The sequence below is a fragment of the Nostoc sp. TCL240-02 genome (genome assembly GCF_013343235.1).
Lineage (GTDB): Bacteria > Cyanobacteriota > Cyanobacteriia > Cyanobacteriales > Nostocaceae > Nostoc.
In genome coordinates this window covers 3,868,893-3,882,628 of the sequence record NZ_CP040094.1, presented here as the reverse complement: position 1 = coordinate 3,882,628, position 13,736 = coordinate 3,868,893, and the positions used below count along the sequence as shown (strand labels likewise).

Genomic DNA, 13,736 nt, shown 5'->3' with positions numbered 1-13,736 from the left:
TGCGGATTCTGCTTTAGCAGTACGGGTAACACTCCTTCTGGCACGTCCGTACTTCGACTTAGTAGTATGTCGCTAACGACGGAAAGCCAAGATGGGCGCTGGCTTACTTTTTACCGACTGCCAATTGCCTATTCTTAGCACGGCGACGAATCACCCATTTTTCAAGTTCGATTGCCCAAAAACCTACAGTGCTAATCGCCAAGCAGAGAACCAAGTCTCTAGTAGACAAGGCTGTGTCTGGAAAAACGATCGCAGCCAAGGAATATAAATAACTGCAAGCTGCAAGACGAAAGTCAGTGCTACTGCCCCTAAAATTGGTTTGTTACTCACAAGACCAATCCTAAATAGCGAGTCAAGATTAGATCGCATCGCCAAAGCTAGGCTCATCCGGGAAAAAGCCAGCGTTACAAATACCATTGTTTGGCAGTTTGCTTGGGCGGTTGACCAATACTCGTAGCCCAAGAGCAAAAAGAACAGTCCCATTAGTAGCCCTACCCAGATGATGTCTCTACCTACACCCCGGCCAAAGATATTCTCATTGGGACGGCAAGGCGGGCGTTGCATTGTGTTGCGTTCAGCAGGCTCGACGCTGAGTGCTAGTACCAAAAGTCCATCTGCCAACAAATTAATCCAGAGAATTTGCAGTGGTAGCAGGGGTAAGGGCATCGCCACTAGGGGAGCCAGCAACATAATCCAGACACCACTGGCATTACCTGTCATGCTGTACTTAAGAAACGTGCGGATATTGTCGTAGATTACCCGCCCTTCTTCTACAGCAGCGACAATGGTGGCAAAATTGTCATCCAGCAGTACCATATCGGCAGCTTCTTTCGCAACATCAGTACCTGTGATGCCCATTGCTACCCCAATGTCAGCTTTCCTAAGGCTGGTCAATATTGCTCGGATTCGCGCCCAGATGGTTCGAGTTCTAGAAGGTCAGCATATTGAGCTTCCCATGTCTACTGTTGGGGCAATTCATGCGATTCAGGCAAACCTGATTGCAGCAAATATCGCAATTACAGAATTGAAGCCGAAATATATGCGAGGATACGGTGCAGTAGGTAGCTCTCAACAAGAGAAAACAGCAATCCGGTACGATCTCGGTGAACTCAATCACTGGCAAGATACAGTAGAGGTATAAACTTCTGTAGCTAGCAGAAGAAGCTAATTCATTCATTGCAACTTAGTACCTCTACCCTCCAACTGACTTTTCCACATCCCGTGAAAAGTCAGGAGAACCGCTATAGGAATTGGAAAAAATTAAGCGAAGATGATTTAGAGATTTATCTTTTTCTTTGAATTATAATACTCGGAAACTAAAAATAAACAAAAGCGCTCTCCCAATCGGGAGAGCGCTTTTTGATTTAGTGAAACTTCAAAATTAACCGTTAATAGCAGGAGCAGTTAGAGCAACAGGAGCAGATTCAGCAGATGCCAAATCTAGAGGGAAGTTGTGAGCGTTACGCTCGTGCATTACTTCCATACCCAGGTTAGCACGGTTGATTACATCCGCCCAAGTCGCAATCACACGACCTTCAGAGTCAATGATTGATTGGTTGAAGTTGAAACCGTTCAAGTTGAACGCCATTGTGCTTACACCCAAGGCGGTGAACCAGATGCCGATTACAGGCCACGCTGCGAGGAAGAAGTGCAGTGAACGGCTGTTGTTGAAGGAAGCGTATTGGAAGATTAGACGACCGAAGTAGCCGTGGGCTGCAACGATGTTGTAGGTTTCTTCTTCTTGACCGAATTTGTAACCGTAGTTTTGTGATTCAGTCTCAGTTGTTTCACGAACCAAAGATGAGGTTACTAGTGAACCGTGCATTGCACTGAACAAGCTTCCGCCGAATACACCAGCTACACCTAGTTGGTGGAAGGGGTGCATCAAGATGTTGTGTTCTGCTTGGAACACGATCATGAAGTTGAATGTTCCTGAGATTCCTAAAGGCATACCGTCTGAGAAGGAACCTTGTCCGATTGGGTATACCAAGAATACTGCGGTTGCTGCTGCAACAGGTGCAGAATATGCAATTGCAATCCAAGGACGCATACCTAAGCGGTAGGATAGTTCCCATTCACGACCTAAGTAGCAGAATACGCCAATCAGGAAGTGGAATACTACCAATTGGTAAGGACCACCGTTGTACAACCACTCATCTAAGGATGCTGCTTCCCAAATTGGGTAGAAGTGCAAACCGATGGCGTTGGAGGAAGGTACTACTGCACCGGAGATGATATTGTTTCCGTAAATCAAAGAACCTGCTACTGGTTCGCGGATTCCATCGATGTCTACTGGTGGTGCAGCGATGAAGGCGACTACGAAGCAAGCTGTTGCGGCTAGCAAGGTGGGTATCATGACTACGCCGAACCAACCAATGTAAATCCGGTTGTTGGTGCTGGTGATCCATTCACAGAATCGATCCCATACGTTGGCGCTTGAGCGCTGCTGTAAAGTTGTTGTCATTGTTTTATAAGTGCGGTTAGTGATTTATGAATCAGGCTTGTTTGTCTTTGCCTGTAAATACACTTTACAATGCTTTACATTTTTTAATCAACTATTTCACTTTTGTAAACCTGATTGAACTCATCAGCTTTACTTATCAAAGTTCCAAGTTACGAGCAAGCGAGAGGATTTGATTTCAAATGAATTTCCGCGATCATTTGCCTAAATCTGCGATATTGCGGTTATTTAAACTATTTCTATGTGAAGCTGCACAAAACCAACCTTGACAAAGCAAGGGGGCTGAAGCCGCTTATATACCAATATGATTCATGATTCAGTTAAGGCTAAAAACTAAAACTGGCGTAAGTAGGTAGGCGAGAAAATTTATAGCTATGTAACGAAAGCTTAATCACAAGCACTAGAGTTAAATTTTACACGTTGCGTACTATAGTTTCCTTTTTCTCCCCTAGCTGTAACGCCATCAATGACTGCATAAGCAAGGTCTAACTCATCATCAAATATTTGCCCAGATAGCTCATTTTTTTTAAGGTGTTGCCATTCCAATTCAATTGGGTTCATTTCAGAGCAGTATTTTGGCAAAAAGAAGATATACAAACCCTGCCTCTCCCATTTCGACCACAGATTTTGTACTTCTTTGCATCGGTGGATAGGCCCGTTATCCTGCACAATTACCCTTGTACGTCCCGTTTTTTCGGCATCAGCTGCTTCTTGTTCCATCATTTGGATATAAGACTTGCGGTCAACACCCCCAATAACCAAACCATAAACAAAACTGATTATTGGTTGAAGAAATCCGATAATGCTTAATCTACGACCACGACGCTTTTTTTGTTCTAAACGTTTTTGTTCACCTCTGAAGTAATAGGTGTAACCTGGCTCGCTCCATACACAAAAGCCTGACTCATCAAGATACTTGAGATCGATTTCTCCCGATGCTGCGGCTAATTCCAGCATATCTAAGTCTGCTTGCTTCTTAGCTTGGGCTATCGGATCTTGTTTTCCTTTGTGGCTCTTTCTTGCCCGCTTCCATTTGACCCCCTTTTTTTGAGTACCCGTCTTAATCTGTCAGGACTCAGTTTCACATTGCGCTCGCGTTCTAATTTTTTTGCCAATTGAGGACTGTTGTATGTGCGTGGTTCTTTCTTAAGGCACTCTTCCAAAAACACTATGTCAACTTCAGTCCACTTGGTCTTCCCCCCTCGACCAGGTAGTTCCCAAAGCCCTTTTAGACCTTGCTTTTTCCATTTGTGCAAAACCTCTCTCACTGTCTGTGGAGTCCAATTTAAATAACCCGCTATTTTTTCCACATACCAGCCATGTGCGTTTAACCTGATTACTTCTGCTCGGTCTTTTATCTTCTGGGGTACATCTGCTGTTCTTAGGGTTAACAGGGTTTGGTCTTGCTCACGAGTCAAAAATACCCTTAAACGAGCGCCCATCTTTTAGTTACCTCAGTAGATGTATTCTCCGTATTTACTTCTCTTTACATAGTTTGGTTTTTTCCTGCCTACTTACTTATGTTGGGTTGAAGAACGAAACCCAAGCGTATTGGCTTATATACAACTTCACAGATAACGGTGTTGGGGACAAAAATATTCCAACCAATGCCCGTAGCGACTGTCTTGAAAGTCGCTACAATTATTTGCACTTAACCTAATGAAAAAGTTCAATGTGTTGTAGTTTATTTAAATAACTCTAAGCATTCATTTTTTAAAACGCCTTTGGTGACTTTGATGCTTCTAAATGATTTAGCAATTACCTCTTCACAAGATAGATTAATTTGTGATTGATTTATCGAGATTAAGTCTTGAATTGAAGCACCATATACAATTTCTGATAAACCACTCCAAACACAAGCAGTTGCACACATTGGACAAGGTTCGCAAGTTGTATATATACAATAACCTTCTAAAAAATAGTTTTTAAGTTTAGCTGTTAAACTACGAATAACGTTGATTTCAGCATGGGCTGATGGATCGTTGTCTCTGCTTACAGTATTATAAGCTACGGCAACAACTTCATTATCTTTAACAATCACAGCACCGTAAGGTGTATCTCCTTCTTTTGCTTGCGCCAAAGCTAAACCCATAAAATATTCTGGAATCATAGAAAGTGAGGTTAATATAAGGATAGTGATTAATAATATCGTATTTCTGATGCTATAACTGGGAATTAAGATTAGTTAATAGTCGAATATGTTATTGAGCAGACAAGAAACAGAATTCTACTTAAAAGACCTAGAAACACCAATAGGTAAGGCGATTAATTTAACACTTGCCGCTTTAGTACTATTATCATCAGGAATTTTCGTCGCAGAAACTTATAATATTCCTGATTCTGTGCGATTTCAATTACATCTAGTCGATACTGCGATCGTCATCATATTCGTGGTGGAATATTTACTCCGTTTGTGGAGTGCAGAAAACAAAATTCAGTATATTTTTAGCTTTTATTCGATTATTGACCTAATGGCAATTTTGCCATTCTTTATAGGGATGGTGGATATTAGCTTTATCCGGCTACTGCGATGGTTTCGGATTTTACGATTAATCAGATTTATAGATAGAAAATTTTTATTCGCTACTATCAGCACCGAAGATGGCATGATCTTTGCGCGGATATTATTTACATTATTTGCAATTGTTTTTATTTATTCTGGCTTAATATATCAAGTAGAGCATCCAGTTAATCCTCAAAATTACGGGACATTTTTGGATGCATTCTATTTCTCTGTTGTCACAATGACAACTGTGGGATTTGGCGATGTTATTCCAATTTCTGAATTAGGACGTTTGCTAACGGTATTGATGATTTTCACAGGAATTGCACTGATTCCCTGGCAAGTAGGGGATTTAATTAAGCAAGTTGTGAAAACTGCTAATCAGGTAGAAATGGTTTGTTCCAACTGTGGATTGGCTTTCCATGATATAGATGCTGGATTTTGTAAAAGGTGCGGGACTAAATTACCTAGTCACAAGGTTGATTGAAATGCGATGCCTACGGCGGTATATAGTGCTAATTACCGGGTAGTTCAAGAATATAGTCAATGCCTAACGTCAACGTCATTTCAGAATATAAAAGCTTCGGTGGCAAACTCGGCTTTTACAGCCATTTCTCCTCAACCTGTAATGGTGAAATGCGTTTTGCTGTTTATCAACCACCACAAGCAACTCATAAACCTGTGCCAATTCTCTATTTCCTCTCTGGGTTGACTTGCACGGAAGAGAATTTTATGGTGAAGGCGGGGGGAGTGCAACGCTTTGCGGCTGAGTACGGCTTGATGCTGGTTGCACCAGATACTAGTCCGCGTAATACTGGGATTGCAGGCGAGGATGATAACTGGGACTTTGGTACAGGTGCAGGCTTTTATGTTGATGCTACAGAAGAACCGTGGCGTAAAAACTACCAAATGTATAGTTATGTCGTCTACGAACTAACTGCTTTGATTAACGCAAATTTCCCCACCCAACCTGAAAAACAAGGTATTTTCGGTCATTCAATGGGGGGACACGGGGCACTTATCTGTGCGATGAGAAACCCAGAACTTTACAAATCAGTATCAGCCTTTGCACCTATCACTGCACCTATGCGTTGTCCTTGGGGACAAAAGGCTTTTGGTGGTTATCTTGGCAAAAATCAAGAAAGTTGGCGTGCTTATGATGCTGGCGAATTAGTCAGACAAGTAGGATATCACAGTTTAATTCTTATTGACCAAGGGACTGCTGATAAATTTTTAGCAGAACAATTACTACCGGAAGTGTTTGAGAAAGCTTGTGCAGATGTTAAACAGCCGCTAAACTTGCGTTACCAAGAAGGCTATGACCACAGTTATTATTTCATCGCCAGTTTTATTGAAGATCATATTCGCCACCATGCAATCGCTTTATTGATTACAGCAGTTTTCATCTATTTAAACCCCACGTTTCTATTTTGATTTTTGAACAAGAATACGAGAAAATGGGGAACCGGAATAAAAGTCCCCCAATTCATCGGGAGATTTAGGAGGATCTAGAGCTTTTGATACCGACAAGAGGACTTTTCAAACATCTTCTAAAAAAGCAGTTATGATTCCCACAATCATTACGCCCCATCTCTTAATACTTTCCAGGATTAAGCGGCATTCTTGGCGTTCAATAAGTAGTTAAGCGGACATAATATTTAGTTAAACGGCAATACATGACAGATATATAATTAGTTGAGTTTTATTTTTGAGCAATAAATATGAATAATTTTGTGCCTTCTCAGCGTAGAAAAGACTATATTATCCTCTTAATAATTTGGCTGATAGCATTAGCTATAGATAGAACTTGGTTTTTATTAGATGATTCGATTCCATCCTACGATCAAAGCGCACATTTAACTACAGCATTACATCATTATAGAATTTTTCAAAACTTTAATATCTTCTCAGGAAATTGGTGGTTATCTCTGTGGCAATTAACTCCAAGTTATCGCGCTCCTTTTTTATATATTTGCACCGTACCATTCTTGATGTTGTTTGGGCGTGGATATGACCAGGCAAGCTTGGTGAACTTATTATATACTGCAATGATTATACTTTCAGTGTATCATTTAGGTAACTTTTTATTTAAAAACCGAAAAACTAGCATAACTGCCAGCATATTTTGTTTATTGTTTCCTATTTTAGGAATAATCAGGACAGATTATTTATTAGATTATGGGTTGACAGCAATTGTTATAGTAACTTTCACAATTTTGACAATTTGGAAAGATAGTTATATTGGTTTTTTGTCATGGGGGTTAACTATCATATTGGGCGTAGGTATAGGTTTAATATTGTTGACTAAACCTACAGGATTTATTTTTATTTTAGTTCCTAGTATTTGGACATTAATTAGTTTTATTAGAAAACGTAAATTAATAAAGCTAATACAAGCTTGCTTATCTTTGATGATAGCTTGGTTGATTTGTGGTTTTTGGTATAGCTTAAATTGGTTAACAATTATTACATCGGCGCTAAACGCTAACCAAGTCGGAAAAGGAGAAGGCGATCCTTCTGCTACAACTATTGCTGGATGGTTATTCTATCCAAAGATGATCCCAGAAAGCGTTGGTTTACCGATATTATCTGTGAGTATTGGCATTTTATCGGTTTATCTTATTAAATATAAATTTACTACTAGTTTCATTCCCATATCTTTCCATAAATCAGCTCGAATTTGGTTACTAGTTACTTTAGTAAGTAGCTATATAATTTGTACTTTGGGTACAAATAAAGACATTAGGTTTATTCTGCCATGCTTCCCTATAATTAGTTTGATATTGGCGGATTTATTTAACTTAATTGAAAATATATATTTTGATAGGCTGAGATTAGCAACTCTGGTATTAAGTAGTATATTATTAGTCAATAATTTGTTTCCCTTACCCCTAATTCAAGCATGGGGTGGTAAACATTTTCCTAACAATGATGTCAACAAATATCCCTTAGCTCAACTGATAAATAAAATTATTGAAACAAATATATATTTAAGGTCAACTTTAGGGGTAATTCCTGTTTCTACATCTCAGGTAAATGAGTTTACTTTAGATTATTTTGGTGCATTAGCAGATTTCCGCGTATATGGCAGAAAATTCACATATAATTTATCTCAGGTAGAGGAAGATTTACAATATTTTTCTTGGTATGTCACTAGAGATAATGAACCAAACCAACCAGGAGACAGTGGAGAGATTAAACGGAAATTAAACTCTTTAGTTAAATCTTCTACTGATTTGAAATTACAGGGCGATTGGATATTGCCTAATGGAGATAAACTTCGATTATATAACCGCAAGAATCCTTATGTAGTTGTTCAAAAAATCAGCAATACTGAGTCTGTAATTAGTCTAGAAAAAGTTGAAATTTCTCAGCAATTAATTTTAGATAAGAATAATCCTGTAACATATCAAATAACAGGTTCATGGGATGATTTGCAAAATGGTATTTTACTATTAAAATGGCAAAATACCCAATCATCTTGGGATCACGATCATGCCATTGGCTTGGGAAATTTATACTGTGGGATCAAATGTCATCCTGAAGGAACTTTCCAGGTGAAAGAAGCCTTAGCCACATTGATTCCTAAAACATTACCAGTAGGAAAATATAAATTATCAGCACTATATTTAGATAGAAGAACCAATAAAGTCACATCTTTAAGTATTCCAGATATTACTGTAGATGTGACAGATGTAGGAACAGCAGAAAAATCTCCACCTCCAGATTTCGTTACTCGAACTTCACAACTAGCACAAGAGTTACAACAGGGTAAATTAAATAATATATTTGCACAGATAGATAATTTCAATCTATACGATCCTACTCAAGATTATTTAAAACAGATTGGATTTGCGGGTAATTATCATCTGCAAAGAGAGCCAAATAACTTAAATTGGCGTTATACTCTAGTCTTATCACAAGTTTTACAGCGACAAGTGCCAGAATTAATCCAAAATTTAACAGAATTAACTAAATATGATGCTCAAAATCCTTACACATATCTTTATTTAGCTATTGTTTATTTATATGACTTTCAACCTGCACAAGCTGAACAAAAATTAGCGATCGCAGAACAATTAAAACCAGATATTCCAGAATTAAAAACTTTAAAGAAAGTAACAAATATTATGAAATTTTTGCCACTAATCCATTTTTGAAAGATTAGCAAGGAACAAAATAATATAGCAATCTTTTTTGATTCGGAAAAAATAGGGACTTGCGGAGAAAAAATGCGCTTTATTTAGCTGAAGTTAGCCGTTCCATCGCTGAGTGCATAGCAGTCAACCGCCGGACAATCTGATCAATCTCCAAATCTAATATGCTGTAATCAATGACTGCTTGACGAACAGGTGTATGTCCTTGATTGACAGCTAACTCTTGTATTCGCGCTGTACGCAGTGCTTGCAGGTGCGGTTGGATTTTTTGCAGTGTTTCTTCCAAGCCAGGTAAGGGCGGTGGGGTAATTTCCAGTTGTACTGAATCAGCTAACTGCTCTAACATTAGCGAAACTTGGCGGACAAAAGTTTCTAATTCCGGCAGTGGTACTGTTCCTCGAAAATGTTCGAGATGTACTGCCAAAACTGTCACGGAGTTAGTAAAACGCCCCATATACACCAAGAGCGTCATCACTGGTTCTACTAATTCTTTGGGCATTTGGGGTTCGCGGAGCAATCCTTGGAATGAGGCTTGAGCATTGCCAATTGCCAATCCCGTTTGTCGCCGTTGACTGATAATGGTGGAGTCACGCTCTTTTGTTCCCTGGTAAACAGCCATCACATCCCGAAAGTATTTGTGGCATTCTCGCAGTGCAGTGGCGAGTTGACTGGGTAAGCGATCGCGTTCTCGATTTGGCAATATAAAGTAATGGCTTGCAAAAGCCAGTCCCGCCCCAATTAATGTATTCAAGACGCGAAAGCCAGCAAATTGCCAACCAATGGGATTACCAATATCGATAATTAGTAAGACAAATATTGATAAGAAAATCACCGAATACCCATAGTTGACAGTGATTAGGGAAATGCCAAAAAATACTGTCAGCACGATGATGATGTCTAACACAGTCTTACTAGTGATGGTTGCGACTAGAACAGCTGCTAACACGGCTCCCAAAATCGTCCCGCCAACTCGCTGAAAAAACCTCTGGAAAGTTGCACCTAAGTTCGGTTTGAGGACTAGGATGCTTGTCAGTGTCACCCAATACCCCATTGGTAAATTAGTAATGCTATATAGGATTACGCCTACAGTTAGAGTTACACTAATGCGGAGAGCATGACGAAAGATTGCTGAGTCTAAGGTGAGGTTGTCTTTGAGTAAACTTAAGAGCGATCGCTGTTCATCTTCAACTACAAGAAGTTTATCTATATCTCGGCGACTCATGTTGTTATGTTCTACCAGAGATTTAACTGTCTGGGCCGTATATTGCAACTGCTTGCTCAGTTTTTCGATCATCAGCACCAGGTTAGTGAAAGCAACGAGGGTTGTGTAGTCTGTCTCACTCCCAGCAATTGCTTTTCTTTGCAGACTTTCTTGTTCCTTTAGTGCCTCATAAATGCGGTTAAGATTTCCCAGATCGATGCTAGCTGGCTTGCGAGATATGACTTTCGCTATGGCTTGCAGAACGACTGATATTTGTTCTAGTGCATCGTCTACTAATTGCTGAACTGCGTGATATTGCTGTTGTTTGAAGTGTGTTTCTAGTAACTCTGTTAAGGCAATAACTGAGCCAAGTAAGCGATCGCCATCCTGAATTAGTACCAATAACTGCTCATCCATCCAACTCCGAGCCGGTTTTCCAATCCGTCCAGTACCTAAAGTAGTCCGTGCTGTCTCTAATGCCTGTCTAATTTCGAGAATATTTTCAGGTGTTGTCACCTTACCAACAAATGCCTGAATGTACTTGGCAATTCCACTGAAGCAATCAGCCAAAGCTATCCTTAGTGGGTCATAAGGTCTAAAAGGCCACATTACTAAAGAAAGTAACATTGCCCATCCACCTGCAATTAGACATAGCAGCGATCGCATGAGTGCGGCTTCCAAATTTCCTGGCTGTGCGATCGTGGAAATAAATGATACCCCTACAACCAGACCGACATTTGCACCAGCGTTACCATACATCGACGCAAAACCTGAAGCAAGTCCCCAGAGAAATGTCAGTACTACAGATAATCCTAGAATTTTAGCGACTAGAGTACCCACAAATACTGAAACAGCCATTCCCAAAGTAGCCGCCACCATCGCCTTTGCTTTGATCTGGTAAGGGCCACCAACATTTGCTAAGTTGACAAAGTAAGCCATTAAACCGACAAATAATCCGCTTTCCCTTTGGTTGATGAGTTGCCCAATTAGCATCGGAACTCCCAACGCTAATGCAGCTCGCAAGCCGTTGGATATTGCTGGTTTTCCTGGCTCTGGCTGGATCAGAGACCTGAGAAAATTATTTCGATTCAACTGCATTGTTTTTGTTAACAAAACAAAATTTTTATTTGGATTTTTTTAATATTTTTATATATTTAGATTTATTCTAATTCATTGTGGGCAAGTGAGAGCTTTTCGAGAAAGTGAATATTAGGATTCACCTTTTGCTACTTGATCACTGACAGAATGATTGCCAACTAAGCTTCACAGGTGTATGTCCCAGAGATTGCTAAGGCTGTGTAACCATTTTTATCCCAAGTTATTCTTTAAATAATTTGAAGTGACCCGAATAATTTGCCCCCATTCAAGTAGAAACTAAAAACGGCATTTTTTGAAATTAAGTATGAATTTGATCTGTCTCTAATTTAAAACCATTTTTTAGGGGCAATTCATGTAACTGCGAATGCGTCTACATGAATTGCCCCTACAAAAATAATCCAAATTGTGCAAAATAAATTAGTTGAATAATCAAGCAGTCAGAATATAAGGCGAGTTGATCGCCGCTACACGACCAGCATCTACCAAGGCTTGGTATACCATCGCCGCTACCTCAGCGCGTGTAGCATCACGGGTAGGATTGAGTTGTTTGAGGTTCGGGTAATTGACAATAATCTCCTTGTTTATAGCTTTTACTACCTCATCCTTGGCATATTCAGGAATCTTGGCTTGGTCATCGAAAGCTTTAATAGATGCTGTACCATCAGCAGATAGACCCAACCCATTCACTAGGGAGACAATCACTTGCACGCGCTGAATATTTTTGTTCGGGCCGAAAGTATTGTCAGGAAAACCAGAGAGAAATAAACCTTGATATGCCTGCTGAATAACCTTAGATGCCCAGAAATCTGCGGGTACATCTTTGAATTTCACCACGGGACGGTTTGGCGATGGGTTGAAAGCTTTTACTAATAATGCGGCGTATTGTGCCCGTGTCATCGTAGCATCGGGTTTAAATGTGCGATCGGGAAAACCATTAACTATCCCCAATTTGACCAATTCCCGAATAAACCCACCTGCCCAATGATTACTAATATCGGTTAATTCGATAGTTGGTGTCGGCGTAGGTGTTGGTGTTGGGGTTGGTGTTGGGGTTGGTGTCGGTGTTGGTGTCGGTGTTGGGGTTGGTGTTGGTGTGGGTGTCGGGGTTGGCGTTGGAGTTGGGGTTGGTGTTGGCGTTGGAGTTGGGGTTGGTGTCGGTGTTGGCGTTGGGGTTGGAGTTGGTGTCGGTGTCGGGGTTGGCGTTGGTGTCGGCGTGGGAACCGAACTATCTGCAAACTCTATGCTTCCCGCGACTTTAGACGCATCTATTTTATTTCCTATGGAAACCAGCTTGTTGGAACTGGCATTTTGCAAATCAAATTTATCGTTATTGCGTAAAGTATTACCTCCTAAGTTATTAGTACTGCCGATATCCGGTAAGGCAGTTCCAATTACTGTGATACCATCATCAGTGTTATTTTCACTGACATTATTACGTAATAGAGGACGGGCACTACCAGAGATGACAATCCCAGAACGGTTTTCGTAAATTTTGTTATCTCGAAGGATGGGTGATGCAGTATCACTAATAGCGATGCCAAAACCTGTTTTGACGCAGGTATTACCTTGAATTTGACCTTTGGAATTTTTAGCGATCGCAATTCCATTGGCTGCATTTTCACTGAACAAATTACCTAGAATAATTGGGTTAGCCTCACCTGTAGCAAATACTCCCTCCCGCTTACAGTTGATGAAAGTATTATTAGCAACAGTAGGAGCAGTTGACTCAATCCAGACACCACTACCACGGCTAGCAAGATTTGTTACAGTTACCCCCCTGAGTTCGGCTTTATCCTGCAACACAAATGTGACATTCTGAGCAGCGAAAGTACGGCTCAAGTAAGTACCACTTCCTTCTATTAAAATGCCATTGCCAGTGTTTGTTTCATTACCCACCACTGTCACGCCAGATGGAACCGTTAACGGAAAGACTTCACCGCTAGCTGCATTGTAATTACCATCTGCCAGTTGAATCTTGGTATCAACAGTAGATACCTTAAGGGCTTGCGTAATAGTTTTGAATGGGGCTTGTTGGCTACCAGCGTTGGTATCGCTGCCTGATACTGGATTTACGTAAAAAGTTTGAGCCATATTTATACTTCCAAAAAATACATAGCTATCTTAGCGCTAACTATAAAGGTGGGTAGCGATTGATGCATTAAGTAACTTAAAGTACTTCTCACTGCAAAGTGAAAAAATTATGCCAGTATTTTTGGGTTTCACTGGTACTCGACAATTCAAAATTTCTGGGTGGAGAGTGGAAAGTTAAGAGTTCTGAGGTGGGATGACGAAATGAATATAGAGACGTGGCAGTGC

9 protein-coding genes and 1 pseudogene are annotated in these 13,736 nt (G+C 40.3%); 4 read left to right on the top strand and 6 right to left on the bottom strand.

Annotation, left to right across the window (positions count from 1 at the left end):
- Window positions 1-103: 103 nt before the first annotated feature.
- Window positions 104-888: pseudogene (locus FBB35_RS16600) on the bottom strand (cation transporting ATPase C-terminal domain-containing protein); the annotation flags it as partial.
- Here FBB35_RS16600 and FBB35_RS16595 point away from each other — a divergent pair.
- Window positions 851-1,141, top strand: coding sequence for a hypothetical protein (locus FBB35_RS16595; protein WP_174707963.1), 291 nt, complete (start codon window positions 851-853; stop codon window positions 1,139-1,141). The pseudogene FBB35_RS16600 and the gene FBB35_RS16595 overlap by 38 nt on opposite strands.
- Window positions 1,142-1,381: 240 nt before the next feature.
- On the opposite strand, the gene psbA is transcribed toward FBB35_RS16595, so the two are convergent.
- The 3 genes from psbA to FBB35_RS16580 all read right to left on the bottom strand — a co-directional run bounded on the left by psbA (window position 1,382) and on the right by FBB35_RS16580 (window position 4,571).
- Window positions 1,382-2,464, bottom strand: a complete 1,083-nt coding sequence (gene psbA, locus FBB35_RS16590) for a photosystem II q(b) protein (RefSeq protein WP_174709000.1) — start codon at window positions 2,462-2,464, stop codon at window positions 1,382-1,384.
- Between the two features lie 384 nt (window positions 2,465-2,848).
- Window positions 2,849-3,903 (bottom strand): IS630 family transposase gene (locus FBB35_RS16585; protein WP_254625963.1). Its coding sequence is split into 2 segments (ribosomal slippage): window positions 2,849-3,508 and window positions 3,511-3,903, totalling 1,053 coding nucleotides; the frame shifts between segments, so codons are not numbered across the junction.
- A gap of 242 nt (window positions 3,904-4,145) precedes the next feature.
- On the bottom strand, window positions 4,146-4,571 hold the full coding sequence (locus FBB35_RS16580; RefSeq protein ID WP_174710571.1) for a nucleoside deaminase: 426 nt from the start codon (window positions 4,569-4,571) through the stop codon (window positions 4,146-4,148).
- Window positions 4,572-4,659: 88 nt separating this feature from the next.
- Between FBB35_RS16580 and FBB35_RS16575 the strand changes: the two genes are divergently transcribed.
- The 3 genes from FBB35_RS16575 to FBB35_RS16565 all read left to right on the top strand — a co-directional run bounded on the left by FBB35_RS16575 (window position 4,660) and on the right by FBB35_RS16565 (window position 9,124).
- On the top strand, window positions 4,660-5,451 hold the full coding sequence (locus FBB35_RS16575) for an ion transporter (RefSeq protein ID WP_174710570.1): 792 nt from the start codon (window positions 4,660-4,662) through the stop codon (window positions 5,449-5,451).
- Between the two features lie 59 nt (window positions 5,452-5,510).
- Window positions 5,511-6,398, top strand: coding sequence for an S-formylglutathione hydrolase (gene fghA / locus FBB35_RS16570; RefSeq protein WP_174710569.1), 888 nt, complete (start codon window positions 5,511-5,513; stop codon window positions 6,396-6,398).
- Window positions 6,399-6,685: 287 nt separating this feature from the next.
- A complete protein-coding gene (locus tag FBB35_RS16565; RefSeq protein ID WP_174710568.1) occupies window positions 6,686-9,124 on the top strand; it encodes a hypothetical protein in 2,439 nt (812 codons plus the stop codon).
- Between the two features lie 79 nt (window positions 9,125-9,203).
- Here FBB35_RS16565 and FBB35_RS16560 read toward each other — a convergent pair whose 3' ends face one another.
- Window positions 9,204-11,420 (bottom strand): FUSC family protein, encoded by a 2,217-nt coding sequence (locus FBB35_RS16560; protein ID WP_174710567.1) that lies wholly within the window; start codon window positions 11,418-11,420, stop codon window positions 9,204-9,206.
- 429 nt (window positions 11,421-11,849) lie between these two features.
- Complete coding sequence (locus FBB35_RS16555; protein WP_174710566.1) at window positions 11,850-13,511, bottom strand: DUF1565 domain-containing protein; 1,662 nt, start codon at window positions 13,509-13,511, stop codon at window positions 11,850-11,852.
- Window positions 13,512-13,736: the final 225 nt, after the last annotated feature.